The 25,242-nt window shown below is 63.9% G+C and carries 20 protein-coding genes; 9 read left to right on the top strand and 11 right to left on the bottom strand.

Annotated elements, in window-relative coordinates; genetic code table 11:
- The first annotated feature begins 7 nt into the window (after positions 1 to 7).
- From KLP40_RS09440 to KLP40_RS09425, 4 genes are all read left to right on the top strand, one after another.
- On the top strand, positions 8 to 190 hold the full coding sequence (locus KLP40_RS09440) for a hypothetical protein (RefSeq protein ID WP_215593533.1): 183 nt from the start codon (positions 8 to 10) through the stop codon (positions 188 to 190).
- A 126-nt stretch (positions 191 to 316) separates the two neighbouring features.
- Complete coding sequence (locus KLP40_RS09435) at positions 317 to 1,264, top strand: TIGR03915 family putative DNA repair protein (RefSeq protein ID WP_215593532.1); 948 nt, start codon at positions 317 to 319, stop codon at positions 1,262 to 1,264.
- 172 nt (positions 1,265 to 1,436) lie between these two features.
- Positions 1,437 to 2,300 (top strand): dTDP-4-dehydrorhamnose reductase, encoded by an 864-nt coding sequence (rfbD, locus tag KLP40_RS09430; protein ID WP_215593531.1) that lies wholly within the window; start codon positions 1,437 to 1,439, stop codon positions 2,298 to 2,300.
- Positions 2,301 to 2,310: 10 nt separating this feature from the next.
- The gene (locus KLP40_RS09425; protein WP_215593530.1) at positions 2,311 to 2,937 is read left to right on the top strand and encodes a hypothetical protein; all 627 of its coding nucleotides are present in this window, start codon (positions 2,311 to 2,313) and stop codon (positions 2,935 to 2,937) included.
- Here the strand turns inward: KLP40_RS09425 and KLP40_RS09420 are convergent.
- Positions 2,934 to 4,160, bottom strand: a complete 1,227-nt coding sequence (locus KLP40_RS09420; protein ID WP_215593529.1) for an MFS transporter — start codon at positions 4,158 to 4,160, stop codon at positions 2,934 to 2,936. The genes KLP40_RS09425 and KLP40_RS09420 overlap by 4 nt on opposite strands.
- A gap of 500 nt (positions 4,161 to 4,660) precedes the next feature.
- Here KLP40_RS09420 and KLP40_RS09415 point away from each other — a divergent pair, with 500 nt between their 5' ends.
- A complete protein-coding gene (locus KLP40_RS09415; RefSeq protein ID WP_215593528.1) occupies positions 4,661 to 8,137 on the top strand; it encodes an Ig-like domain-containing protein in 3,477 nt (1,158 codons plus the stop codon).
- A 126-nt stretch (positions 8,138 to 8,263) separates the two neighbouring features.
- Here the strand turns inward: KLP40_RS09415 and KLP40_RS09410 are convergent, their stop codons facing one another.
- A complete protein-coding gene (locus KLP40_RS09410) occupies positions 8,264 to 9,190 on the bottom strand; it encodes an AraC family transcriptional regulator (protein ID WP_215593527.1) in 927 nt (308 codons plus the stop codon).
- 217 nt (positions 9,191 to 9,407) lie between these two features.
- Here KLP40_RS09410 and KLP40_RS09405 point away from each other — a divergent pair, with 217 nt between their 5' ends.
- The gene (locus KLP40_RS09405; protein WP_215593526.1) at positions 9,408 to 10,934 is read left to right on the top strand and encodes an aldehyde dehydrogenase family protein; all 1,527 of its coding nucleotides are present in this window, start codon (positions 9,408 to 9,410) and stop codon (positions 10,932 to 10,934) included.
- Between the two features lie 148 nt (positions 10,935 to 11,082).
- The gene (locus tag KLP40_RS09400; protein ID WP_215593525.1) at positions 11,083 to 11,496 is read left to right on the top strand and encodes a DUF779 domain-containing protein; all 414 of its coding nucleotides are present in this window, start codon (positions 11,083 to 11,085) and stop codon (positions 11,494 to 11,496) included.
- 89 nt (positions 11,497 to 11,585) lie between these two features.
- Here KLP40_RS09400 and KLP40_RS09395 read toward each other — a convergent pair whose 3' ends face one another.
- Both KLP40_RS09395 and KLP40_RS09390 read right to left on the bottom strand, forming a co-directional pair.
- Positions 11,586 to 12,059, bottom strand: coding sequence for a YybH family protein (locus KLP40_RS09395; protein ID WP_215593524.1), 474 nt, complete (start codon positions 12,057 to 12,059; stop codon positions 11,586 to 11,588).
- 99 nt (positions 12,060 to 12,158) lie between these two features.
- Entirely contained in the window at positions 12,159 to 12,680 is a 522-nt protein-coding gene (locus tag KLP40_RS09390) for a glycine zipper 2TM domain-containing protein (RefSeq protein WP_215593523.1), read from the bottom strand.
- A gap of 196 nt (positions 12,681 to 12,876) precedes the next feature.
- Between KLP40_RS09390 and KLP40_RS09385 the strand changes: the two genes are divergently transcribed.
- The gene (locus KLP40_RS09385) at positions 12,877 to 13,182 is read left to right on the top strand and encodes a hypothetical protein (RefSeq protein ID WP_215593522.1); all 306 of its coding nucleotides are present in this window, start codon (positions 12,877 to 12,879) and stop codon (positions 13,180 to 13,182) included.
- Here KLP40_RS09385 and KLP40_RS09380 read toward each other — a convergent pair.
- From KLP40_RS09380 to pbpC, 5 genes are all read right to left on the bottom strand, one after another.
- Positions 13,179 to 14,099 (bottom strand): alpha/beta hydrolase, encoded by a 921-nt coding sequence (locus KLP40_RS09380; RefSeq protein WP_215593521.1) that lies wholly within the window; start codon positions 14,097 to 14,099, stop codon positions 13,179 to 13,181. The two genes, KLP40_RS09385 and KLP40_RS09380, sit on opposite strands and share 4 nt — an antisense overlap.
- A 119-nt stretch (positions 14,100 to 14,218) precedes the next feature.
- Positions 14,219 to 17,419 (bottom strand): efflux RND transporter permease subunit, encoded by a 3,201-nt coding sequence (locus KLP40_RS09375; RefSeq protein WP_215593520.1) that lies wholly within the window; start codon positions 17,417 to 17,419, stop codon positions 14,219 to 14,221.
- Positions 17,420 to 17,548: 129 nt separating this feature from the next.
- Positions 17,549 to 18,691, bottom strand: a complete 1,143-nt coding sequence (locus KLP40_RS09370; protein ID WP_215593519.1) for an efflux RND transporter periplasmic adaptor subunit — start codon at positions 18,689 to 18,691, stop codon at positions 17,549 to 17,551.
- Between the two features lie 24 nt (positions 18,692 to 18,715).
- A complete protein-coding gene (locus KLP40_RS09365; protein WP_215593518.1) occupies positions 18,716 to 20,071 on the bottom strand; it encodes a TolC family protein in 1,356 nt (451 codons plus the stop codon).
- 450 nt (positions 20,072 to 20,521) lie between these two features.
- Positions 20,522 to 22,954, bottom strand: a complete 2,433-nt coding sequence (pbpC, locus tag KLP40_RS09360) for a penicillin-binding protein 1C (protein ID WP_215593517.1) — start codon at positions 22,952 to 22,954, stop codon at positions 20,522 to 20,524.
- Positions 22,955 to 23,032: 78 nt separating this feature from the next.
- Here pbpC and KLP40_RS09355 point away from each other — a divergent pair, with 78 nt between their 5' ends.
- The gene (locus KLP40_RS09355) at positions 23,033 to 23,629 is read left to right on the top strand and encodes a Uma2 family endonuclease (protein ID WP_215593516.1); all 597 of its coding nucleotides are present in this window, start codon (positions 23,033 to 23,035) and stop codon (positions 23,627 to 23,629) included.
- Between the two features lie 7 nt (positions 23,630 to 23,636).
- On the opposite strand, the gene KLP40_RS09350 is transcribed toward KLP40_RS09355, so the two are convergent.
- Complete coding sequence (locus tag KLP40_RS09350) at positions 23,637 to 24,515, bottom strand: hypothetical protein (protein ID WP_215593515.1); 879 nt, start codon at positions 24,513 to 24,515, stop codon at positions 23,637 to 23,639.
- A 147-nt stretch (positions 24,516 to 24,662) separates the two neighbouring features.
- Entirely contained in the window at positions 24,663 to 25,211 is a 549-nt protein-coding gene (locus tag KLP40_RS09345; RefSeq protein WP_215593514.1) for a transposase, read from the bottom strand.
- Positions 25,212 to 25,242 lie beyond the last annotated feature (31 nt).

Genomic DNA, 25,242 nt, shown 5'->3' with positions numbered 1-25,242 from the left:
AACCGACATGACCGTCTCGCACCGCACTACCGCCGACCTGCCCGTTGCCTCCGCCGAAGTACCCAAGCCCCTCAAGGTGGCCCGGGTGGCGTGCTGCTGCAAGCTCTCGGAGCTGCTGCCGCTGGTGCAGCAGATGCACCAGGAGGCGGCCCGCAACCACGGCAAGTTCCGGCGGCCCAAGGCGGCGTAGCGCCGTGCGAAGTTCCCAGGGTGGAAATCCTGGGCTACGTAGCGCAACCGTTACCGCGGGTTTTACCTTTCCTCCCCACCAACTAGCCCAGGGTTTCAACCCTGGGTAGTCGGCCCCATGCTGCCTATGTCCCGTTTTCCCGTTCGTCGCCGCTCCGCCGCCGAGGCCCTGGCCGCCGCCGCCACCCGCCGCCGGGCCGCGCCCGAGTTGCGCAACCCGCCCCTTGATTACGCCTATGACGGCACGTTCGAAGGTTTGTTGAGCGTGATTTTTCAGGTGTATGACCGCAGGGCGGCGCCCAACAGCATCCAGCCCCTGGGAGCAGTGCAGGCCGGCCTGTTTGCCCGGCCGGTGGCCGTGGATACCGACGAAACGGCCGCCGCCCGCGTCTGGGACGGGTTGCTGCGCTACCTGGATAAGGAGGCCCGCACGCGGCTGTTTCACGCTTTCCTGAGCGAGGTGCCCGACCGGGAGCTGCTCATCTTCCGCTACGCCGACGCGGCCATGCGCGCCGGCCGCGACATTGCCGATAACTACGCCGACGACAACGTGCGCCGCGTCCAGCGCCTGGCCCAGCAGATGTACCGCGAAAAGCACCGCATGGAGGCTTTCGTGCGCTTCGAGAAAACCCAGGACGGCCTGTTTCACGCCACCATCGAGCCCGACTTCGACGTGCTGCCCCTCATTGCCGCCCATTTCACCAAGCGCTACGCCGACCAGCGCTGGCTGATTTTCGACCGCCGCCGCCACTACGGCCTCTATTACGACCTGGAGCGCACCGACATCGTGCAGTTCGACGCCCAGGCCGCGCCCCAGCCCCGGGCGGCGGTATCGGCTACGGTGCTGGATGAGCGGGAGCCGCTGTTTCAGCTGCTCTGGCAGTCGTATTTCGACCATGTGAACATTCCGGAGCGCAAGAACCTGAAGCTGCACCGCCGCCACATGCCCCTGCGCTACTGGAAGTACCTGAGCGAAAAGCAGCCCCGGGAGCAGCCCTTCCAGCCCATCAACAACAAGCGCCCCGTGCAGCCCGGCGGCCCGGCCCTGGCGGCGGGCAGCGAAGCGGCCGGGTAGGAGGGAAACGGGAAAGGCGTAATTTGCGGGGGTAATAACGGCTGTCAACGGCTGTCATCCTGAGCGGAGCGAAGGACCTTGTTACGTCAAAACGAGTCGTTGTTGCGGCTGTTCAGACGGCATAAGGTCCTTCGCTCCGCTCAGGATGACAGACGGTTTCCTCTCCACTCCCATGAACAAAACCCTCGTTTTCGGCGGCTCCGGCCAGCTGGGCCAGTGCCTGCAGCACGTTGCGCAGCAGCGCAACTTCACCGATATCGTGTTCCTGCCCGGAGCCCAGGCCAATATTCTGAACCCGGAGGTGCTGCGGGCCACGTTCGAGCAGCACCGCCCGGCCTACATCATCAACTGCGCCGCCTACACGGCCGTTGATAAAGCCGAGGACGAAGTAGATATTGCCCGGAAGGTGAACCGCGACGGGGCCGAAAACCTGGCCCGCCTCTGCGGGGAGTTCGGCACCACGATGCTGCACATCTCCACCGACTTCGTGTTTGCCGGCACCGGCAACGAGCCCCTGCTCGAAACCGACGAAACCGCGCCCATCAGCGTGTACGGCCTCACCAAGCTGGAAGGCGAGCAGGTAATTCCGGCCCACACCGAGCGGTATTTCATCCTGCGCACCAGCTGGCTCTACTCCGAGTACGCCGGCAACTTCGTGAAAACGATGCTGCGCTTCGGCAAGGAGCGCGAGGAAATGCGCGTTATCTGGGACCAGCTGGGCACGCCCACCTACGCCATCGATCTGGCCGGCGCGCTGCTGCACATCATCGAGTCGGGCAGCACCGCCTACGGCCTCTACCACTACAGCAACGAGGGCGTCACGTCGTGGTATGATTTCGCGGTGGCCATTTTCGAGCTGGGCGGCCTACCTACCCGCACCGTGCCCATCCGCACCGCCGAATACCCCACCAAAGCCACCCGCCCCGCCTTCTCCGTGATGGACAAGACCAAAGCCAAAACCGCGCTGGGCCTGGCCATTCCTCACTGGCGCGCGAGTTTGGTGGAGTGTATGGGACGGTTGGGGGAGCAAAGCTAGACCACCCACTATGCCGGAGGTATACCAAGGCCGTCGGGTTATCTGGGAGAGCAAGGCCCGCCAGTTCTGGCGTATTGGCGGGTGCTTCCTGTTTCTGGGAGTGGCAGTCTGGTTGCGAGAGCAACATACTGCCCTGGAATTCTGGTTGTGCGTTGTCGTGTTTGGCAGTGCAGGAGCTTTTAATGTCTACCAGTTGCTTTCTCCCAGAAATCTGTTCGCAAACCCAAATAACAAGCAGGGGCGTACAATCCGGAAAGAGCTGGACAATGCGTTGCTGGAGCGGATAAGCGTGTATGAAGACGGTCTGCTGGTACGGGAGAATCCAGACCTGCCAGCGCGTCATTTTGCGTGGCGAAACCTGACGGCGGCCTTCGGCTACAAAGTAGACGTTTATACCACCGACGAAATCTGTCTCGACCTGTTTTGGGCAGATGCGCCGCGCCTGACGCTTTCCGAGTCGATGCCGCAGTGGCTTGCTGTGCTGGCGGAGCTGCAGAAGCAGGTGCCGACAGTGCCTCCCGGCTGGTACGCGGATATTTCCGTTCCGGCATTCGAAACGAAGCTGACCCTCTTATTCGAAACGGATGACCTGAGTCTGCCGGAAGCCGGAGTGCTATATTACGGCAGCAAAGGTTAGGCTGCCGCCGAACCTGATCGTCCGTAAAACCGGTTCGCCAGATACGCCAGCGCCACCAGCCCCAGGCCCACGGCGCAGACGCCGGGCCACTGGAAATGGTCCCAGGCGAGGCCGCCGAGGAAGGAGCCGGCCGAGGCGCCGATGAAGCAGGCCGTCATGTACACGGTGTTGAGGCGGCTGCGGGCTTCGGGGCGGAGGCTGAACACGCGGGTCTGGTTGGAGATGTGGGCCATCTGCTGGCCCACGTCCAGGATGACCACGCCCGCAATCAGGCCCACCAAATGGTAGCCGCCGAAACCCAGCAGCAGGTAGCCGCCCAGAAATAGCAGGATTCCCAGCGTGAGGGCGTAGTCGGGCCCCTTGCGGTCGGCGGATTTGCCGGCGAAGGAGGCGGCGAAGGCCCCGGTGGCGCCCACAAGGCCGAAGAGGCCGGCCACGTCGCTGTGGTAGTGGTAGGCGTCGCTTTCCAGGAAGAAGACCAGCGTGGTCCAGAAGGCGCTGAAGCCGCCAAACAGGCAGGCCCCCACAATAGCCGAGCGGCGCAGCGTGGGCAGTTCCCGGGCCAAAGTGCCCAACGAGCGGAGCAGGCTGCCGTAGCTGCCCGCGTAGTGAGCCTGGTTGCGCGGCAGCATCCGGGCCAGCACGGCCGTGAGGAGTACCATAATGACGGCGCCCACCCCGTACATGGCCCGCCAGCCGAAGTGCAGGCCCACGTAGCCGCTGATGGTGCGCGAGAGCAGTACGCCAATCAGCAGGCCGCTCATCACCTTGCCCACCACCTGGCCCCGTTGCTCCTCGCTGGCCAGTGAGGCTGCCATCGGAATCAGCAGCTGGGGCACCGCCGAGAACAGGCCAATCAGCAGGCTGGCGCCCACCAGCAGCCCGAACGTGGGCGCATAGGCGGCCCCGACGAGTCCGGCCGCGGCCAGCAGAATCAGACCCAGCACCAGACTTTTCCGTTCCCGCTTGTCGCCGAGCGGCACAATCAGCAGCAGGCCCAGCGTGTAGCCCACCTGCGTAATGGTAGCCACCAGACTCACCCGGCTTTCGGAGAGGCCAAAGGTGCGGCCGATTTCGGCCAGTAGCGGCTGGTTGTAATAGAGGTTAGCCACTACCAGGCCGCAGGTTACGGCCATGAGCCAGACCTGGGAGGCGGCCAGTGGCGCGGCGGCAGCAGGTGAGGGCGCGCGCGCAAGCGTAGCGGCGCGGGAAGAATCGGACATTGCAGGAGTGCGGCCGGCGGAAGCCGGCCGCGTAAGTATGGGCGCTATAACTCCCGCGGCCGGTAAAAAGTTGGGGCTGTTCTTTGGGTTGACAATGCAGTCGCTCAGAAGTTGATCGAAGATGCCTGGCTACGTAACTGCTCCGGTGAATTGCGGTAAAAGCCTGTCATCCAGTTAAAAATGAGCATATTGGTAACTATGCCTACTTCAAAAAGTACGGATTCCGAATGGCTTTATACACTTACTACACACGCTGACTCAGCCGCAAATCGGCCACCACTCACCCCAAACCAACATTGCTCGGCCCGCCGCCAATCGGGGGGCGTTTGGCCCGGTCGCGTTAGGCGCAACGCCCCGGCTGATGGGGCGGGTTGCTAGCTTGTCGGCTCCCCAGGCCAGCGCATGCTTCCGACTCGCGCCAGCCCGAAAAATCTGACGGTCAGCCAAAAATAGTTTTCCCTTCCTCCAATCCTCACTCATCTACCCAATTCCCACCACGTATGCTTCACTCTACTTTACCGATTTCCCGCTGGCACCGCACCGGCCGCCGGCTGCTGGGCGCCCTGGCGCTGGGGCTGGCCGCCACCGCCGCCGCCCCGGCCCAGACGCTGGTCTGGCAGGAAAACTTCGATGGGGCCACCATCAACGCCGAAAACTGGACCTTTGACTTCGGCGACGGCTGCGAGCGGGGCCTCTGCGGCTGGGGCAACCAGGAGTTGCAGTACTACACCAGCCGCCCCGAAAACGCCCGTCTCGACCAGGGTAGCCTCGTGATTGAGGCCCGCAAGGAAAACTTCCAGACCCGGGGCTTCACCTCCGCCCGCCTCAAAACGCTGGGCCGGGTGCAGTTCAAGTACGGCACGCTGGAAGCCCGCATCAAGGTGCCCAACCTGAAAAACGGCCTCTGGCCCGCCTTCTGGCTGCTGGGCGCTACCGGCACCTGGCCCGCCAGCGGCGAAACCGACATCATGGAAATGGGTTCTAAGGAATCCTACCCCGCCAACGTGAACAACTGGGCCGGCGGGGCCATGCACTGGAACGCCAACGGCCAGCACGAGTACGCGGTGCAGACCTATAAAGGCACCTCCTCGCTCACCGACGACTACCACGTCTACAAGCTGGTCTGGACGGCCCAGGCCATCAAGATGTACATCGATAACAACGAGTACTTCAGCAAGGACATCTCCAACCCCGCCGCTACGGATATGGAGGAATTCCACAAGGCCCAGTTTATTCTGCTGAACATGGCCGTGGGCGGGGTGTACACCGGCATCGACAACGCCAACGGCATCACGGCCGCCCTGCCCGCCCAGATGCTGGTAGACTACGTGCGCCTCTACCAGAACCCCGGCGACGAGCTATACCTGGGCAAGGACAACGCCTATGCCGGCAAATTCGGCGTGTATACCGAGCAGGCCGCCATTACCAACAAGCTGCAGCTGGGCACCAACGCCGAGCTGTTTTACTGGAACAACCTGACCAACATCACGCCCGCTCCGGCCGCCTACGAGGGCAGCGAGGTACTGGCCGTGCAGGCCAAGGCCGGCGACTGGTTTGGCATGGGCTTCGACCACGCCCCGGTCAACCTGATCAACTTCGCCCAGGATGGCAAGCTGAACGTGCAGTTCAAGACCACCTACGCCGGGCAGTTCAAGATGGGCGTGAAAAGCGGCCACGGGGAAAGCTGGATCAACTTCCCGGCCGGTTCCACCCAGTACGGCCTCGTGCGCGACGGTCAGTGGCACCAGATCAGCATTCCGCTCAGCGCCTTCAACCAGCCCAACGTGGGCATGAACATCGACCTGAACGCCATGACCGGCCTGCTCATGTTCGCCGGCGACCCGGCCACGGCCAACGCCGAGTTCTTCTTCGACGACATTTACGTGGGCGGCGGCGTGGCCGCCAACCCGGCCCCTACGGTTTCTCTCACGGCCCCCACCGAAGGCGCCGTTATCACCACCCCGGCCAGCCTCACGCTCACGGCCACGGCGGCCGATGAGAACGGCACGGTGGCGAAAGTGGAGTTTTTCCAGGGAACCACCAAGCTGGGTGAGGCCACTACCGCCCCCTACAGCTACACCTGGGCCGGCGCCCCGGCCGGCGTGTACCAGCTCACGGCCCGCGCCACCGACAACGAAGGCAGCGCCACGACCTCCCGGGCTGTAACGGTGTTCGTGGCGGCCGCCGGCAACGCGGCTCCGACTGTCGCCCTGACTTCGCCCGCGGCCAACGCCAGCTTCTTCACGCCCGCCAGCATCACGCTCACGGCCAACGCCACCGACTCCGATGGCTCTATCTATAAGGTTGACTTCTACCAGGGCACGACCCTGCTGGGCACGGTTTCAACGGCGCCGTACACCTACGTCTGGACCGGCGCCGTAGCCGGGGCGTACAGCCTCACGGCCCGGGCCACCGATAACGGCGGGGCCGTGACCACCTCGGCTGCCGTCGCCATCACTGTGGCCGACCCCATCAAGCCCACCGTGGCCCTGACCAGTCCGCTGACGACCGACACGTTCACGGCGCCGGCCACGCTCAACCTGACGGCTACCGCCGCCGATGCCAACGGTACCGTGACCAAAGTGGAGTTCTTTGAGGGCAGCACCAAGCTCGGGGAAGATGCCACCGCGCCCTACACCTACGAGTGGCAGAGCGTACCGGCGGGCGAATACAGCCTCACGTCCCGGGCCACCGACAACGACGGCAACACCACCACCTCGGCCGCCGTGGCCGTGGAAGTAAAGGCCCTGGCCTGCACCGGCGTGGCCGCCAGCGGCGACTACCGCTACGAGGTATTCAGCACGGCCGGCAACGTGACCTACACCTTCCGTCCGTTGGGCGCGGTGGCGGGCGGCAACCTGGCCCTGATCTTTATTCAGGAAGGCGGCATCGGGGCCTATCCGGGCTACCCCATGACCCGGAAAGCCAACGGCGACTTCACCTTCACCCGGGCCATTGCCGACGGCGTGGCCACCAGCTTCTACTTTACTTACCAGGCCGGAGCCGGCGGACCCGAGCGCAACAGCGCCGACAAACCCCACCGCTACACTGCCGGCCAGAGCTGTGACCCGAACAACCCCGCCAACGAGCCGCCCACCGTGGCCCTGACCGCGCCCACTGCTACCGGCACCTACGTAGCGCCGGCCACCATCACGCTCACGGCCACGGCCGCCGATACGGATGGCACCGTAGCCAAAGTGGAGTTCTTCCAGGGCGCCACCAAGCTTGGCGAAGCCACCGCCGCCCCTTTTACCTACCAGTGGACGGGCGTAACGGTGGGCCAGTACGAGCTGACTGCCAAAGCCACCGATAACGCCGGGGCCAGTACGGTTTCCGACGTAGTGCGCATCAACGTGACGCTGCCGGCGGCTCCCGGCTACTGCAACACCACCCCCGATTACAGCTTCAAGGCCGAATCCAGCGGCGCCGACGTGACCTTCACCTTCCACCCGATTGGGTCGGTGGCGGGCGGCAATCTGGCCCTGATCTATATTCAGGAAGGCGGTATCGGGGCCTATCCGGGCTATTCCATGACCAAGCAGCCTAACGGTGACTTCACTTTCACCCGGGCCATTGCCAGCGGCACGGCCCTGAGCGTGTACTTCACCTACCAGGCCGGCGCCGGCGGACCCGAGCGCAACACGGCCGCCACGCCCTATAACTTCACCGCCGGCCAGAGCTGCAGCGTGACCACGGGCACCCAGTCGGTGCGCCCGGCTACGGCCTTCACGCTCGCGCCCAACCCCGCCCGCAACCAGGTTACCGTTGCCTTCGCGCCAACTACCACCGGTGCCTATCAGCTGGCCGTTTACGACCTGCGGGGCCGCCTGGTGGAGCAGCTCGCGCCCGGCACCGGCGCGGTCGGCCAGACCAGCATCCGCACGCTTCCGGTGGGCAATTATGCCAACGGCGTCTACCTCGTCAAGCTCCAGACCGCTCGGGGCGTAGCCGTGCAGCGGTTGGTGGTCAGCCACTAACCGGCTACGCAGCACCGCCTGAAAAAAGCACCCCGGCCGGGTTGGTCGGGGTGCTTTTTTGTGGGGCTGTCGTGGCGGCTGGAATGACGTTCCGTGTTGAGGGGGGGACGCTAAAGTCGCACAACCCTAAGCCGCGTACTGCTTGCGGTACAGGCCCGGCGTGATGCCCTCGTACTGCTTGAAGAGCTTCTGGAAGTAGGCCGTGTTGTTGAAACCGGCCCGGAAGCACACGTCGGCGACGGTGGCGGCGGGCAGGCGTAGCAGGCGCTTGGCTTCGGCGAGGCGCTCCTGAATCACGAACTCGACCGGCGTCAGGCCCAGCTCGCGTTTGAAAACCCGAAAGAACGTGGCCTTGCTCATGCAGGCCAGCTCGGCCAGTTTTTCCACCGTAATCTGCTCGGTGAGGTGCTGCTTCACGTACTGCACCACGGCCGCGAAGCGGTGGGAGGTGGCGTGCTGGCGGTAGTTATGAAACAGCAGCTGCCGGGCCTGGGTCTGCATGAGGCGCACCAGCATCTCCTGGATGGTGAAATTGGCCAGCACATCCTTGATGCGGCCGGTGCTGCGGGAGAGTTGCACGAGGCGCTCCAGGGTGCCGGTCAGCTCGGGCGGGTTGTGGAAGTGAGCGTGGGCGGGCGTCACCGTATCGAGCTGCCAGGGCTGGTGGGCTTCGGCGCGGGGATATTCCTCGTTGAGTAAATCTACGGTCTGGCGAATGGTATCGGTCGGGATGGCCACGGCCAGGCACTGGGTGGGCGTGGCCGCGTCGGCTTCCGGGAAGTCGATGTGCATGGTTTCGTTCTCGCCCACCACCACCGACTCGCCGGGCAGATATTCGAAAGCCTCGCGCCCGGCCAGATGCATCACCTTCTTACCCTGGAGCATGGTGGTGAGCACCACCTGGCCCAGGTGCAGGGGCACTTGGTGGGCCGTCTGGTGGGTTTCGAACACGCTCAGCTCAAAGGCATCGAGCGAGTACACGGTGCGGTTCTCGACGAGTGTGCCAAGCTGGTGGGGAGCAAGCAGCGCAATGGGAGCGGGCAGGTGAACCATGAGCGAGGAACGAAGGGGTGAAAAAAACGGAGTAACGAGGGTGGCCGCGAGGCCCGGCCGCTGCTTTTAAACAGGACCGCCAGTGAAATCGTTGTAAGAGTAAGTAAGTACTCACGGATTGAGACGATACGCGGCCTTTCTGAGAGAATACTACAATAAAATCAGCATAAAAGCTGCGTAATTTCATCCATCATCCATTCCTAACTTCTACCTATCAATGGAAACCCTCGAAAAACCCACCACCCTGGTCGATCGGCCCAAGTTCAAATCGCACTACGATAACTTCATCGGTGGCAAATGGGTCGCTCCGGTTAAAGGCCAGTACTTCGATAACATCTCGCCCATTGACGGCCAGGCGTTTACCAAAGTCGCCCGCAGCTCCAAGGAAGACATTGAGTTGGCCCTGGATGCGGCCCACGAGGCCTTCAAGACCTACAGCAAAACCTCGGCTACTGAGCGCAGCAACCTGCTCAATAAGATTGCCAGCATCATTGAGGAAAACCTGCCCCACCTGGCGGCCGTGGAGTGCGTGGAAAACGGCAAGCCCATCCGCGAAACCACCCTGGCCGACCTGCCGCTGGTAGTGGACCACTTCCGCTACTTCGCCAGCGTGATCCGGGCCGAGGAAGGCTCTGCCACCGAGCTCAACAGCAACACCCTCTCGCTTATCATTGAGGAGCCCCTGGGCGTGGTGGGCCAGATTATTCCCTGGAACTTCCCGCTGCTGATGGCCACCTGGAAGCTGGCGCCGGCCCTGGCCGCCGGCTGCTGCGTGGTGATGAAGCCCGCCGAGCAGACCCCGAGCAGCATCATGGTGCTCATGGAGCTGCTCGAGGACGTGCTGCCCGCCGGCGTGGTAAACGTGGTGAACGGCTTCGGGCTGGAAGCCGGCAAGCCCCTGGCCTCGTCGCCCCGCATTAATAAAGTGTCGTTCACGGGCGAAACCACCACTGGCCGCCTGATCATGCAGTACGCCGCCGAAAACCTGATTCCGGTGACCATGGAGCTGGGCGGCAAGTCGCCGAACGTGTTCTTCAAGAGCGTGATGGACGCCGACGATGACTTCCTCGACAAGGCCATTGAAGGCGCCGTGATGTTTGCCCTCAACCAGGGCGAAATCTGCACCTGTCCCTCGCGGATGCTGGTGCACGAAGATATCTACGACGAGTTCATGGCCCGCGTGGTGGAGCGCGTGAAGGCCATCAAGCTGGGCAACCCGCTCGATATGGAAACCATGATGGGGGCCCAGGCCAGCAACGACCAGTTCGAGAAAATCCTGAGCTACCTGGAAATCGGCAAGGCCGAAGGGGCCGAAGTGCTGACCGGGGGCGACGCCTACCAGCAGGAAGACGGGGCGCTGGCCGAGGGCTACTACATTCAGCCCACCGTATTCCGGGGCCACAACAAGATGCGCATCTTCCAGGAAGAAATCTTCGGCCCGGTGGTATCGGTCACCACGTTTAAAACGGTGGAAGAAGCCATTGAGCTGGCCAACGACACGCTCTACGGCCTCGGGGCCGGCGTCTGGACCCGCGACGCCCACGAGCTCTACGAGGTGCCCCGCGCCATTCAGGCCGGCCGCGTGTGGGTAAACTGCTACCACGATTACCCCGCCGGTGCCCCCTTTGGTGGCTACAAGAATTCGGGATTCGGCCGCGAGAACCATAAGATGATGCTCAGCCACTACCGCCAGACTAAAAACATGCTGGTATCTTACAGCCAGCAGAAGCTCGGCTTCTTCTAGGCCGTAAAGCAGCCCGAGCGTATGGTGAGCCGATGCTCTGCCGCCGCGCAGGTCGTCGGCTTACCATTTCGGTTTGCGGCCCCCAAACGGCTGCTCACCGCTAAACTTAGCTGATTGCCCCCGGCTCCGGCCGATTATCCCCGTGCTCATGCCCGCTACACCCCGAACTCCGCGCGTTCTTGTGACGCCTGCCGCCGAAGCTACCATTGACTTGCTGCGCGACGAAAACGGCCCCCTGATGTTTCACCAAAGCGGGGGGTGCTGCGACGGTTCTTCGCCCATGTGCTTCACGAAGGGGGAATTCCGGGTGGGCACCAACGACGTGTGGCTGGGCCAGATCCATGGCTGTGACTTCTTTATGAGTGCCTCGCAGTTTGAGTACTGGAAGCACACCCAGCTGACGGTGGATGTAGTAAAGGGCCGCGGGGCCAGCTTCTCGCTGGAAATTCCGCTGGGCGTCCGGTTCCTGATTCGCTCCCGGCTCTTCACCAAGGAGGAGGAAGCCAGCATGGCTCCGGTGTACGACGGCGAGGAGTACCTGACCCGCCCCGAAATTGCGTAGCCGCCGGCGGGCGTATCAGTATTCTTCACTATCGGGAAAGCCCCGCTGGCAACTGCCGGCGGGGCTTCCTTATCTTATCTGAACGGCAGTTATTTCACTTTCACCGGCAGGCCTTCGAGCTGCACGTAGCTAAGCTTCCAGGCGTTTTTAGCGTTTTTCTTCCAGAGCAGGATGAAGTTGCCTTCGCCCTCGCCGCGGGGCTGGTCGGGGCCCTCGGGTAGTACGTCGGTGGAGAAAGTGCCGGCTTCGTAGGCCATGGCCGGGCCGGTGCCGGAAGTGGTGGTGTACAGCTTCAGGTCGGCGATGGTGCCCAGCGTCGCGCGTACCCACTTGTCCGAAACTTCCGATTTGCCATTAAAGCGCGTGGCGCCCTGGGCGTACTGCACGTCGTCGGCCAGCAGGGAATCGAGCTGCACCGTGTTTTTGGCATTCCAGGCCCCGATAAACTGCTGGTTGAGGGTTTGCACGTTCACGGCGTTGGGGTCGGCGGCTCCGTTGGGGTTAGGCGCGGAGCAGGAGGCGAGCAGGGCACCGCCCAGTAGCAGGCCAAAAATAGATTTCATGAGAACAGGGGTTAGGTTGGAGAGCAGAACTGAAAAAGCAGCGGAACAGAAAGCCCAGACCCGGAGGCCTGGGCTTTGAAGCTACGGAATGCAACCGGGCTACCAGCTTTTCCGACGAACTTCCGAAGTCGGGTAAGCGGCCTCACGCTGGCCGTAGGCCTGGTTGGGCAAATAGCCCGAGCTCATGGCAAAGGCGGCGGGAGCAGCACCAGGGGCAGCAAAGCTGCTCATCATGGCCGGAGCCTGCTGGCCGGGAGCAGCGGCCAGGGCCGCCGTGTTGTTACGGGGCGCCGCAGATTTGCCCTGGGCAACGCCCGAGCGATAAGCTGCCTGGCGGTTGGCTTCGGCGCGGCGGGCAGCGGCTACGCGGGCGGCCTCGGCTTTGCGCTTATTATCGGCATTGCGGCCGATAGAGTACCCGATGCCGGCGCCGGCGGCCCCGCCAACTACGCCGCCTACAGTGCGGTTTTTCTTGTTGATGAGGGCCCCGGCGGCGGCTCCGCCTACGCCACCCAGGATGGCACCCTTGGCGCTGGAACTAACTTTGCGGTCCTGAGCGAAGCCACTGAACGCAGTGGTGAAAAACAGGACTAAGGCGAGAAGCAGACTGATCTTTTTCATGGCGTAAAATCTTTTAGCTGGAAGGGCACTTGCGGCCCGTGGTCGGGGAGTGGTTTGCAAGCACCATGCCAATACGAAGATAGCCGGCCCGAGGTTGAGCTTCGCCCGCGGAGCCGGCGGATTTTCCGGCGGGCATACTTGGTGTTGATTTTGTGGTTTTTATGGCCTGTCAGGGGCTTTTTGCGTAAGGCCAGGCATGAAGGAAATTCTGCTGCTAACGGTTCGGGAGAGCCGGCCCCTGACGGGCCTGGGCGTGCTCCTGCAACCAGAATCGGAAGCGCGCGTGCTGGCGTTATGGCCCCTGCATACGGCCCTGCTCGTGCAGCTGCACTACCCCGGTAAACAGGAAATTTCCACCATTGCCAGCGTAGAAGAAGTGGCCCGCGCCGGGGAGCCCGGCCTGCGCAGCCTGCTGCTCACCCAGGAGAATGCCCCGTTGCCGCCCATTGGCACTGAAGTATGGTGGCTGGGGGAGGAAGCCCGGTGGGAGGACCTGCTTTAGCGTAGCCAGCCCCCGGCCGACAGCCAGTTGCGCAGGCGGTCCGTCCAGTTATCGGGGGTGGTGGGGTTGTGCATGCCGAAGCCGTGGCCGCCCTTGGGGTAAAGATGCATTTCCACGGGTACGCGGTGCTGCAGGCAGGCCTCATAAAACCGCAGGCTGTTCTGCACCTTCACCACCTCGTCGTCCTGGGCGTGCACCAGGAAGGTAGGCGGCGTCTGGGTCGTTACCTGCTGGTCGTTGGAGTAGCGCCGGATCTGGGCAGCGGCGGGGGCGGCCCCCAGCAGGTGAGTGCGCGAGCCGGCGTGCATCAGGCTGTCGGATAAGCTGATAACCGGATAAATCAGCATCAGAAAATCGGGCCGCACGGAGGTTGGTTCCCGGGTTTCGGCGGGGGGCGTGACGAAGTGAGTGCCGGCCGTGCTGGCCAGGTGACCTCCCGCCGAAAAGCCCAGCATACCTACGCGGACGGGATTTACCCCAAACTCCGCGGCGCGCTGCCGCACCACCCGCAAAGCCTGCTGGGCATCGAGCAGCGGGGCCTGGCTTTTGTCGAGCTGGCTCTGGTCGTTGGGCAGGCGGTATTTGAGCACGAAGGCCGTGATGCCCCATTCGTTAAGCCGGCGGGCCACGTCGTAGCCCTCATGGTCCATGGCCAGCATGGCGTAGCCGCCGCCGGGGCAGATGATAACGGCCGTGCCGTTGGGCCTGGCGGGTGCAAACACGGTGAGCGTCGGCTCCACCACCTCGGCAATGCGGATTTTGCCTTTCTCATTCGTCACCTTCTCCGGCCCGGTGCCGGGGCGCGCGCCGGGAATGGAACCAGAGTAGAGCGGCAGTACCGGCGGTGCGGGAGCCTGCGCCCGGGCCACGAGCACGGCGGAGCAGACGAGCAAAAGGGGTAGAAGGAAACGACGCATGGGGGAAGGTTGTGAAGACAAATGAGTAGGCCACAGCACCATAAAACAAGAACGTCATTCCGGGCGAGGAATGACGTTCTTTCAACTTAATCCTGCTATGCCGGCTGCTACGCCGGCTGCTACGCCGGCTGCTGGCCTTGGTCGGCGGGGCCGCCGTGCTCTTCGTCGGGCTGGTAGCTGGCTTCCAGCTCGGCCAGCTTCTCCTTGCCGTAGGCGAAGCGCGTAATCAGTACGTAGAGCACCGGCACGATGAAAATGGCCAGCAGCGTGGCCGAGAGCATGCCGCCGAGTACCGTCCAGCCGATGGTCTGGCGACTTTGGGCGCCGGCCCCGGAGGCGAACACCAGCGGTAGCACGCCCAGGATAAAGGCCAGGGAGGTCATCACGATGGGACGCAGGCGCAGGCGCACGGCCTCCAGGGTGGCCTCTACGAGCGGCATGCCCTTATCGACCCGCTCCTTGGCGAATTCGATGATGAGGATGGCGTTCTTGGCCGACAGGCCAATGAGCGTAATCAGGCCGATCTGGGCGTAGACGTTGTTGGTGAGCTTGGGCAGGAAGGTAAGGGCCAGGATGGCCCCGAACGCGCCCACCGGCACGGCCAGCAGCACCGAAAACGGCACCGACCAGCTCTCGTACAGGGCCGCCAGGAACAGGAACACGAACACAATCGAGAGGGCGAAGATGTACACCGTCTGGCCGCCGGCCAGCTGCTCTTCGCGGGTCAGGCCGGAGAACTCGTAGCCATAGCCCTGGGGCAGGGACTTGGCGGCCGTTTCCTGGAGGGCCTGCAAGGCGTCGCCGGAGGAGTAGCCGGGGGCGGCACTGCCGTTGATTTCGGCCGAGCGGAACAGGTTGAAGTGCGAAATCAGCGGGGCCGACTCGGTGCGCCGGTAGCTGGTGAGCGTGCTCAGGGGCACCATGCCGCCGGCGCGGTTGCGCACGTAGTACTGGTCCAGGTCCTTAATGTCGCCGCGGTACATGCTGTCGGCCTGGGCCACTACGCGGAAGTTGCGGCCGTAGAGCGTGAAGTCGTTCACGTAGGCCGAGCCCAGGTAGGTGCGCAGGGCCGTGCCGATGTCGGATACCGATACGCCCAGCTTCTTGGCCTTTTCGCGGTCGATGGTGAGCTGGTAGCCGGGCGTGTTGGCGGTGAAGAACGAGAAGGGCCGCACGATTTCGGGGCGGGCGCTCAGGTCGGCCAGGAATTTCTGCAGGTTCTTGTCAAAGGTCTGGACTTTGCCGTCGCCGTCGCGCTCCTGCAGGATAAACGAGAAGCCCCCGCTGTTGCCCAGGCCCGGAATGGGCGGCGGCGAAATGACCACGATGTTGGCTTCCTTGAGGCGGCTCAGGCGCTGCTGCACGGTGGCCATCAGGGCCTGGAGCTGGAGCTCCTTGTCTTTGCGGTCTTCCCAGGGCTTGAGCTGGCAGAACACGGTGCCGCTGTTCGATTTGGAGGAAAACGTCACCACGTTCAGGCCGCCCAGACCGGCGTAGTGGGCAATGCCCTTGATCTGGCTCAGCTCCTTCATCACCTCCTTCAGCGTGGCCACGGTGCGCTCGGTGGAGGCGGCTTCGGGCAGGGTAAACGTCACGAAAATCCGGCCCTCGTCCTCGGTCGGGATGAACGAGGACGGCTTCTTCACGAACAGGAAACCCGTGCCCACGATGATGCAAACCAGAATCACGACCACGAAGCGGGAGTGCCTGATGCCGCGCTGCACGCCGTTGCCGTACTGGCCCGTTACCTTATCGAACCAGGTATTGAAGCGGAAAAACAGCCGGTCGAGGCCCTTCGAGTTTTCGTCGCGCTTGTGGGGCTTGAGCAGCAGCACGCACAGGGCCGGCGTGAGCGAGAGGGCCACGAAGGCCGAGATAATCACCGAAATGGCGATGGTAATGGCGAACTGCTGGTAGAGCCGCCCGGTGATGCCCGGAATAAAGCCCACCGGCACGAACACCGCCGCCAGAATGAGGGCAATGGCAATAACCGGAGCCGAAATTTCGCGCATGGCCGCCAGCGTGGCTTCCAGCACCGGCATGTTGCGCACGTTCATGTTGTGCTCCACGGCTTCCACCACCACAATGGCGTCATCGACCACAATACCAATGGCCAGCACGAAGCCGAACATGGTGAGCGTGTTGATGGTGAAGCCCAGCGGAATGAACAGGATGAATGTGCCGATGATGGACACCGGAATGGCCAGCACCGGAATGAGCGTGGAGCGCCAGCTTTGCAGGAACAGGAACACCACCACAATCACGAGCACCAGGGCCTCGACGAGCGTGTGCAGCACTTCCTCAATCGACACTTTCACCACCGTGGCGGCCTCGAAGGGCACGATGTAGTCCAGGTCGGTGGGGAACTGCTTTTTGAGCTGCTCCATGGTGGCATTCACGTTTTCGAAGGTTTCGAGGGCGTTGGCGCCGGGGGCCTGGTACACGAGCAGGTAGGCGGCGCGCTTGCCGTCCACGAAGGAGTTGCTGGCGTAGTTGAACTTGCCCAGCTCCACCCGGGCCACGTCCTTGAGGTAGACCACGGAGCCGTCCTCGGGCCGGGTTTTGACGATGATGTTGCCGAACTCCTCGGTATTGGTCAGGCGGCCCTGCACGAACACGATGTACTCGAAGGTCTGACCCGTCTGGGCCGGGGGCGCGCCCACCGAGCCGGCCGCAATCTGGGCGTTCTGCTCCTGAATGGCGGCCGTAATGTCCTGGGCCGTGACGCCGAGCTGGGAGAGTTTATCGGGCTTGAGCCAGATGCGCATCGAGAAGTCGTCGGCCCGGCTCACGATGTCGCCCACGCCCTTGGTGCGCAGCAGCGCGTCCTTCACGAACACGTTGGCGTAGTTGTCGAGGAAGGTGGTGTTGTGGGTGCCTTTGGGGGCGTAGAGGGCCACCAGCATCAGAATGCTGGGGTTGCGCTTGCGCACCGTCAGGCCCAGGCGCTGCACCTCCTGGGGCAGGCCGGGCAGGGCAATGCCCACCCGGTTCTGCACGTCGAGGGCGGCAATGTTGATGTCGGTGCCGACTTCAAAGTTGACCGTCATGCTCATCTGCCCGTTGCTGGTGCTGTTGCTTTGCAGGTAGGTCATGCCGGGCACGCCGTTCACCTGCACTTCCACGGGCGTGGCCACGGTCTGCTCCACGGTCTGGGCATCGGCCCCGGTATAAATGCCCGACACCGACACGGTGGGCGGTGTGATTTCCGGGTACTGCCCCACGGGCAGGTTCAGGATGGCCAGCACCCCCACCAGCACAATCACCAGCGAGATGACGATGGCCGTAACGGGACGCCGGATAAAGGTTTCTGCAATCATGGTGGGGGTTATTAGCTATTGAGGCCGTCATTCCGAGCGCAGCCGAGGAATCTCGCTTGCTGATGTTGAGTAGCTATTCCAACGTCAGCACGCGAGATTCCTCGGCTGCGCTCGGAATGACGTTCTTATTTACTTCGCAGCCGGAGCCGGAGCCGCGGCCGCGGCCGGGGTGCCGGCCTGAATGGCGCCGCCGTCGCGCAGGCGCTGGATGCCTTCGGTGATGACCTGGTCGCCGGCCTTGATGCCGTCGAGGATGACGATCTGCTCGCGCAGGCGGGGGCCGAGCTGCACTTTGCGCTGCTCCGCCTTACTGCTGTCGCCGGCCACGAACACGAAGTTCTCGCCCATCTGCTCGGTCACGGCCTTGAAGGGAATCACCACGCGCTGGCCCGACTGCCGGTTGAGCACGTGGAGCACGGTGCTCATGCCGTCCTTGAGCTCCCGTTTGGGGTTGGGGAACTGCACCCGGATCTGCACCGTGCCGGTCTGCTGGTCCACACCCCGGTCGATGGCCAGAATGCGGCCCGGCTGGGGGTACATCGTGCCATCGGAGAGCTCCAGCCGGAACAGCGAATCGGGGTTGCTGCCGGCGCGGCGCTGCAAATCGGCAAAGCGTCCCAGGGCCGATTCGGTCACCACGAAGTCCACGCCCACCGGGTCTTCGCCGCTGATGGTGTTGAGCAGCGTGCTGCCGGGGCTGACCTGGGAGCCCAGCCGCACCTGCGAAATGCCGATGCGCCCGCTGAACGGGGCTTTGATGAGGGAGTAGTCGAGGTCGGTGCGGGCGGCATCCACGCCGGCCTGGGCCTCGGCCACCTGGGCCTGGGCCGTGGCGTAGGCGGTGGCGGCGTTGTCCACAATCTGCAGGGCAATGGCGTCCTGCTGGGCCAGGCGCTGGTACCGGTCGAGGTTGGTTTTGGCGTTCTGGGCGCTGGCCCGCACGCTGCGCAGCCCCGCCAGGGCCTGCTGGTAGGCCGCCTGGTACTTGCGCCGGTCGATTTCGTAGAGCGTTTTGCCCTTGGGCACCACTTCGCCTTCCTTGAAATAGATGCCCGTGATAAAGCCGGCCACCTGGCTGCGCAGCTCCACGCTGTTGAGGGCTACTGCGGTGGCGGGGTACTCGTCGTAGTACACGGCGGCGATGGTGCGCGCTTCCACCAGCGTGACGGGCGTGGCGGGCGGCGGACCGGCTTTTTCTTCTTCTTTCTTACCGCAGCCGGCAAGTAGCAGGAGGCTCAGCAGGCCGCCGGCAACGAGGTTCTGGTTTTTCATGAGGGTCGGCAAACAGCGGTAAAATCAGTAGTCCGTCGGCAGCTCGCCGCGGGCCCGCAGCACATCCACTTTGCTGCTCAGCAGCTGGAACAGGGCGGTGTAGTAGTTGAGCTGGGAAGTGCGCAGGGTGGTCTGGGCCACAATCAGGTCCACGTAGGCCCGGATGCCTTCCCGGTATTGCAGGTTGATGACGTTGTACACCTCCCGCGAGGCCTCCAGGTTGCGCTTGCCCAGCGCGTACTGGGTGTAGTAGCCCTGGTAGTTGGCCAGGGCGGTGGCGTATTCGGTGTTGATCTGGTTGCGGGTGTTCTGCAGGTCTTCGTCGAGGCGGGTGTTTTCGAGCCGGGCCCGGCGGATGTTCTGGGTGCGCCGGAAGCCCGTGAACAGGGGCAAACCCAGCTGCAGGCCGGCGTAGGAGTTAGGGAAGCGGGTGCGGTACTGCTCGCTCACCGCGTTGTTCTGAAACACGGAGTTGTAGTTGGCAAAGGCTGAAACCGAAGGCAGAAACCCGTTGCGGTAGTAGTCCACCGTGATATCCTGCAAGGATTTCTGGGTCTGGAGCTGCTGAATTTCGATGCGGTTGCTGAAGTTGAGGGCCGCGGTGGTGTCCAGCGTGGCGTTGAACTCCAGCTGCAGGGTGTCGTACTGCAACGCCAGGGGGCGCTCGGGCGGCAGGCCCATGAGCTGCTTAAGGTAGGCCAGCCGCGCCCGCACCGCTTCCTGGCTCTGCCGGCGGCCCACCAGCGAGTTATTGAGCGAGACTTCGGCCTGGAGGTACTCGGTTTTGTCGGCCAGGCCCACATCGTAGCGCGCCTTCGCGTCGCGGTAGTTGCGCTGGAGGCGGGCAATGTCTTGGCTGAACACATCGAGCTGGCGCTGGGCCAGCAGCACGTCGTAGAAGCTCTTGCTCACGTCCGACACCGTGGCAATCTGCACGTTCACCGTGTTCTGGGCGGCGGCCTGGTTGTTGAACCGCTTGCTGCGGGCGGCCAGGTGCACGTCGTTGTTGTAAATCACCTGGGTGCCGCTCAGGCCCAGCGTGGTCACGTTGCGCACGCCCAGCTGGCGGGGCGTCAGCTGGCCGGTTGTCGGGTCGGGGAAAATGGTGAACGGCAGCTGAAAATAGTGCTGGGCCGTGCCCTGGAGCCCCACCTGGGGCAGCCAGGCGGCCAGGGCAATCTGGTTAGCCGACTGGGTGATTTCCTCATCAATGCGGGCCTGACGCACCAGGGGCTGGTTGACCAGGGCCACCTGCAGGCACTCGGCCAGGGTAAAGGCCGCGTCGGGCGAGCGGGGCGGGGCCGTGGGCTGGGCCCGCAGGCCGGCCGGAGCCAGCCAGAGCAAGCCCAGCAGCAGCAGGGCCTGAGAAAGGTAGTTCATCACGAAAGAAAGCGGCTACCCCGCGGCAAAGCGGAGCGGTGGCGGGCGCGGCAGCCCAAAGGGGAGGAAGAGCAGAGCGGGTGGAAGCAGAGACGGTCAGCCCCGGGTTCGGGCTGCACTGCGGGGTAGAAAAGGGGCCGAGGGCGGGAAGCCGGCCCGGGCTATCGGGGGCGGGTTGGAATACAGGGAGGGTAAACCAGCGAGGTTGCGAAAGGTTGGCCCCGATGGATAATCACCCGTGCAAACGAGCCGGGAGTACCCAGGGGTAAAGCCCTGGGCTAATGAGTGCGTAACATCAGCCGCTGCATAGCCCCGGGCTTCAGCCCTGAGACGTCGGGGCTGGGCTGGTGAGTGCGTAACATCAGCCGCTGCACAGCCGCTGAACTTCAGCCCTGGCACGTCGGGGCACGTGCGGGTGTCAGCAACGAAACGCAAAGGCAAGGCTTCGCGCTACAGCTCGCTCACGGTGACCAGCACGTCGGTGTTGCGGCCGTGGTCGTCGGCGCAGGAGATTTTCAGGGGGCCGGGGCCGGGGCGGAAGAACACCCGCTCGGTGGCGGCGGCGGCGCGCAGGAACTGGTCGTTCACGTACCAGTACACCTGGCGCACTTCGCTGTCGGTGGTGCAGCTGAGCAGGAGCTGGGGCTGCTCACGGGCGTTGAGCACGTACTCGGTATTGGCTGAGGGCGAGGTGATGGTGGGCGCGCGCTCGGGGCCGCCGCGCACGCGCTGGCACTGGGGGTTGTGGGGCGGCAGGCGGCGGTAGGGCAGGCCCTGGGCTTCGCGGTAGGCGGCCACTTCGGGCAGCAGGTTGGGGTAGAGCGCCCGCCGGAAGCCGGCCGCCGGCGCGCAGGCCCGGCAGTAGGTGAAGCTGCCGTCGGCCGATACCAGCACCTCGCGCTGGTGTTGGCAGCGCTGGCCGCTGCTTACGCCAGGCAGGAAGTAGTCGATTACCTGATTGGGACAGTTCTCGCCCGGCACCCGCCCCGATTCGGCGCACACGAGCCGGAAATCGAGGGCGGCGGGGGGCGCGAACCAGTCGTTGGGCGAGTTGTAGGCCAGGGTGTTGAACAGGTCGAAGAGCAGGGGCGTGGCCACGTCGGAGCCGGTGAGGGCGGGGCTGCCCTGGCCGCTGAAGTTGCCCACCCACACCCCGATGGTATAGTCGCGGTTGTAGCCGATGCTCCAGGCGTCGCGGCGGCCGTAGCTGGTGCCGGTTTTCCAGGCAATTTTGGGCAGGCGGGTGCTGCGGGCCGCGCCCAGCGGCAAATCGGGCCGCGTAAGCTGGCTCAGGATGTCGGTGACGAGGAAGGCGGCGGCGGGGGAGACGAGGGCCGTTCCGGTATCGTTCTGGCGGAACGTCTCACCCCCCCGGCCCCCCTCTCCGGAAAGGGAGAGGGGGGAGCCAGACAGCTTCACGGGCACAGAGCCAGCATTCGGTCCCCCCTCTCCCCCTGGAGAAGGGGGTAGGGGGGGAGGCTCCTTAACCGCAGTAAATTCCAACTGCCCGTACCGCCCCCCATTGGCCAGCGCCGCATACAGCCCCGTCAGCTCTTCCAGGCTCGCCCCGCAGCCGCCCAGGATGCTGCTCAGGCCCAGGCGGGCGCGGTTGCGGGCCACACTGCGGAAGTCTGCCCGCTGGAGCTGCCCGGTGAAGGCAGGCACGCCCAGGTCCTGGAGCACGCGCACGGCCGGAATGTTGAGCGAGTAGGCCAGGGCCCGTTCCAGCGTCACTTCGCCGTGGCAGTGCTTATCGAAGTTTTCGGGGCGGTAGCCCTGAAAGTTGGTGGGCACATCGGGCAGCAGCAGCTTGGGCGTGACCAGGCCCCTGTCTAGCGCCAGGGCGTAGAGGAAGGGCTTGAGGGTGCTGCCGGGGGAGCGCACGGCCCTGATGCCGTCGTTCTGGCCCTGGCCCCGGAAGTCGCGGAAATCGGCCGAGCCCACGTAGGCTTCCACTTGCCGGGTGCGGTTGTTCACCACCAGCACGGCGGCCTGCGTGATGCCCAGCTCATGCAGGCGGCGCACGTAATTGCGGGTCAGGTCCTCGGCCTTGCTTTGCTTGGCCCGGTGCAGACTGCTGCGGATGATGGCCGCGCGCGGATACTGGCGCACCAGCCGGCGCGCGAGGTGGGGGGCCAGGGTGGGGGCGGCGTGGCGCTGTACCTGCAGGGGCTCGCGCAGGGCGTCGGCAATATCCTGAGCCGGAAACAGCCCGGCCGCCCCGAAGCGGCGGAGCCAGCGGTTCCGCTCCCGGCGCACGGCCGCGTTGTTCTTGCCCAATACCAGGCCCCGGGGCCGGTTCGGGATGATGGCCAGCGTCACGGTCTGGGCCAGGGAGAGGTAGTCGGGCGGTTGCTGGAAGTAGAGCAACGCGGCCGATTTCACGCCTTCCACGTTGCCGCCGTAGGGCACCAGGTTGAGGTAGAGCTGCAGGATTTCGTCCTTGCTGTAGTGGGCTTCGAGCTGGGTAGCGCGGGCCATCTCGAGCAGCTTATTGCCGAAGGTGCGCTCCTTGGGTTCCAGCAGCCGGGCCACCTGCATGGTAATGGTGCTGGCCCCGGTGGTGCGCCCCCGCCCAAACACGTTGCGCCCCGCCGCCTGCACCAGCGCCAGCGGGTTCACCCCAAAATGCCACCGGAACCACCGGTCTTCCTTCTCGATGATGGCTTGGCGCAGCACCGGCGTAATCTCGCCCAGCTCCGTTTTCATCCGCCACTTCTGGGTGGGGTTGAGGTAGGCGTGCAGCACCGTGCCATCCTGGGCCAGCACCAGGGGCGAGTACTGCGGCGCGGGCGGCACCGGAAACAGCCGGTCCAGCCCCAGCAGCAGCCCGCCCAGGATGCCCAGAACCACCAGGAGCCGAATGCCGATGCGCCGTTTCATGGGGGCAAGATAACCGTTGGCAGGGCTTCGGCGTGCGGGCTTTCCCGTATATTCGTTACCCAACTACGCTTCCCTGCTATGGCCCTCATCACCGATATTTCCCAGCTCGACCTGACTAAAAGCTATACGGCGGCCGACTACCTGACGTGGCGGCTCGACGAGTTCATAGAGCTGATTCGGGGGAAAGTACGGTTAATGAGCCCGGCACCGCGGGTGCGGCACCAGAAAGTAGCGCGTAATCTGGTCCGTGCCATCGACCATCAACTGGATGAAAGCCCGTGCGAAGTGTTCTTCGCGCCGTTCGATGTGCGCCTGACCCGCACTACCGGCAACGGCGACGCTTACATTACAACGGTGGTTCAACCCGATATCTGCGTGGTTTGCGACCCGGCCCAATTAGACGAATTCGGTTGCGTAGGGGCCCCCAACTGGATTATCGAAATCCTGAGCCCCGGCAGTACCACGCACGATAGCAAAACCAAGTTCGAACTGTATCAGGAGAGCGGCGTGCAGGAGTATTGGCTTGTTGATCCGGGACTGAAGAATGTAGTGATTTACAGTCTGCAAAACGGGCAGTACGAATTACGGGGGGAGTTTTTCGAGCCCGGCCGCGTTCCGGTGGCCATGCGGCCGGAGTTGGTAGTAGAATGGCAGGACGTTTTCAGGGGCCTCTAGCCGTCGGCTACTGCCCCGAGGGCTCGATGAACGTCACGTCCCGGGGCGGGAACAGGCGGCCCACCAGCTTCTCCAGCCGCCCCCGGGTGCTGCGGACGCGGTGTTTCACGGGCAGCGTGCCGTAGCGGAAGTCGGCCAGGGCGGCTACTTCCTCCGCCACGCTGCGCCCGCGCAGGTGCGATTCGAGCAGAAACGCGCTGATGGCCGCGTTCCACTCCGCCTTCGTGCTCCAGTAGTGCCCGATGGCGGGGCTGGCGGCTGCCAGCGGACCGGTTTCGGCCAGAGCCACCGAGAGGGCAAACTGCTCGATGAGGCGGGGTGTGACCTGCTGCCGGCTCAGGTCGTCGCAGATGCGCAGGGCCAGGGGCAGGGCCGCCGCCCGGCTGGCCGGAATGCCCACCACGCCCGCGTTCCACATCACGTGGCCGGCCTCCATGGTAACACCCCCGAAGGTTTGCTGGCGCACCTGCTGCCACATGCGCTGCTCGGTTTTGCTGGTCAGGGCGGATAGCGGGCCTTCCGCCTCGTGCATGAGGGCCGTGCCCGCCGCCAAGTGGGCGCTCAGCGTGGCTACGGAGCCGTGCAGGAAGGTGTCGGTATCGAGGTAGAGCAGGTTGGTGCCGGGCCGCTGCTGGAGCACGTACTCGAGGGCCTTGATTTTGATGCGCCAGAAAAAGTCGAATTCGCCCCGCCACTCCCGCAGCGTGGCGGCCGTCACGGGTAGCACGCTTACGTAGTCGGCCGCGTGGTGGTAGAACTCGGGCGCGTCCGTCACCACCGTTATGCCGTCGAGGCCCTGCGGCTGGCGCAGAAACGAGAGCATGGAGAAGTGCGCCTGGAAGTGGTTGGCCGCCGCGTTACCGAAGACGATATAGAGTAGGTGCATTGGGCAGGACTGTAGAGACGCAATATTTTGCGTCTCGTCGTTGCTGACGTTGGTAGTAGTCGTTGCTGAGGTTGGATATGGCATTTGTCACGTTGGCCGTTCAACTTCAGCAACGACGAGACGCAAGATATTGCGTTTCTACGCCGTTCAGCGGAAAATACCGTCGGGCTTGTCCTCACTGGCTGCCCACTGCGACGGATTCTGCAAGATATACTGCCGGGCTTTTTCCAGTTCCTGTTCGTTGCGGATAACCCGGTCGTGGTAGCCGGCCTGCCAGTTGAATGGCTGGTTGTGACGGGTGGCCCAGCTTTTTACGCCTACTTTGAAGCCGCGCACAACCGCCGCCAGGTTCTGGCGCTGCGGCCCGAAGGTGTTGGGCCTTTCTGTTTCAGCGGTGGCTTTTTCGAAGAGCAGAATTCCGTGGATGTGGTCTGGCATCACGACGAACGCATCGGGCAGGGCAAACGGGAAGTGCTGCGGTACGTCCAGCCAGCAGGTCAGGGCCCGGTCGGCCAGCTCGGTTGGTCGGAGTTTTGATTCTTCACCGATTCGCTGGCCGGTTTTTATCTCGCCGAAATACCGCTTCCGGTGCTGGGTGCAGATGGTCACGAAGTACATGCCATTCTGTCCGTAATCGTGCCCAATCCACCGGGCGGAAGCAACCCGGTATTTATCCTGATAAAGTCCCGATTCCATACAGATAAAGCGTGTAGAGACGCAATATTTT

It is taken from the genome of Hymenobacter piscis, from assembly GCF_018760735.1.
Classification (GTDB): domain Bacteria; phylum Bacteroidota; class Bacteroidia; order Cytophagales; family Hymenobacteraceae; genus Hymenobacter; species Hymenobacter piscis.
This window is presented reverse-complemented; position numbering and strand designations above follow the sequence as displayed.

Excerpts from the sequence above, each read along its gene's own strand:
- KLP40_RS09440 (WP_215593533.1), top strand. The coding sequence starts at position 8 with ATGACCGTCTCGCACCGCACTACCGCCGACCTGCCCGTTGCCTCCGCC.
- KLP40_RS09435 (WP_215593532.1), top strand. The coding sequence starts at position 317 with ATGTCCCGTTTTCCCGTTCGTCGCCGCTCCGCCGCCGAGGCCCTGGCC.
- rfbD (WP_215593531.1), top strand. The coding sequence starts at position 1,437 with ATGAACAAAACCCTCGTTTTCGGCGGCTCCGGCCAGCTGGGCCAGTGC.
- KLP40_RS09425 (WP_215593530.1), top strand. The coding sequence starts at position 2,311 with ATGCCGGAGGTATACCAAGGCCGTCGGGTTATCTGGGAGAGCAAGGCC.
- KLP40_RS09420 (WP_215593529.1), bottom strand. The coding sequence starts at position 4,160 with ATGTCCGATTCTTCCCGCGCCGCTACGCTTGCGCGCGCGCCCTCACCT.
- KLP40_RS09415 (WP_215593528.1), top strand. The coding sequence starts at position 4,661 with ATGCTTCACTCTACTTTACCGATTTCCCGCTGGCACCGCACCGGCCGC.
- KLP40_RS09410 (WP_215593527.1), bottom strand. The coding sequence starts at position 9,190 with ATGGTTCACCTGCCCGCTCCCATTGCGCTGCTTGCTCCCCACCAGCTT.
- KLP40_RS09405 (WP_215593526.1), top strand. The coding sequence starts at position 9,408 with ATGGAAACCCTCGAAAAACCCACCACCCTGGTCGATCGGCCCAAGTTC.
- KLP40_RS09400 (WP_215593525.1), top strand. The coding sequence starts at position 11,083 with ATGCCCGCTACACCCCGAACTCCGCGCGTTCTTGTGACGCCTGCCGCC.
- KLP40_RS09395 (WP_215593524.1), bottom strand. The coding sequence starts at position 12,059 with ATGAAATCTATTTTTGGCCTGCTACTGGGCGGTGCCCTGCTCGCCTCC.
- KLP40_RS09390 (WP_215593523.1), bottom strand. The coding sequence starts at position 12,680 with ATGAAAAAGATCAGTCTGCTTCTCGCCTTAGTCCTGTTTTTCACCACT.
- KLP40_RS09385 (WP_215593522.1), top strand. The coding sequence starts at position 12,877 with ATGAAGGAAATTCTGCTGCTAACGGTTCGGGAGAGCCGGCCCCTGACG.
- KLP40_RS09380 (WP_215593521.1), bottom strand. The coding sequence starts at position 14,099 with ATGCGTCGTTTCCTTCTACCCCTTTTGCTCGTCTGCTCCGCCGTGCTC.
- KLP40_RS09375 (WP_215593520.1), bottom strand. The coding sequence starts at position 17,419 with ATGATTGCAGAAACCTTTATCCGGCGTCCCGTTACGGCCATCGTCATC.
- KLP40_RS09370 (WP_215593519.1), bottom strand. The coding sequence starts at position 18,691 with ATGAAAAACCAGAACCTCGTTGCCGGCGGCCTGCTGAGCCTCCTGCTA.
- KLP40_RS09365 (WP_215593518.1), bottom strand. The coding sequence starts at position 20,071 with ATGAACTACCTTTCTCAGGCCCTGCTGCTGCTGGGCTTGCTCTGGCTG.
- pbpC (WP_215593517.1), bottom strand. The coding sequence starts at position 22,954 with ATGAAACGGCGCATCGGCATTCGGCTCCTGGTGGTTCTGGGCATCCTG.
- KLP40_RS09355 (WP_215593516.1), top strand. The coding sequence starts at position 23,033 with ATGGCCCTCATCACCGATATTTCCCAGCTCGACCTGACTAAAAGCTAT.
- KLP40_RS09350 (WP_215593515.1), bottom strand. The coding sequence starts at position 24,515 with ATGCACCTACTCTATATCGTCTTCGGTAACGCGGCGGCCAACCACTTC.
- KLP40_RS09345 (WP_215593514.1), bottom strand. The coding sequence starts at position 25,211 with ATGGAATCGGGACTTTATCAGGATAAATACCGGGTTGCTTCCGCCCGG.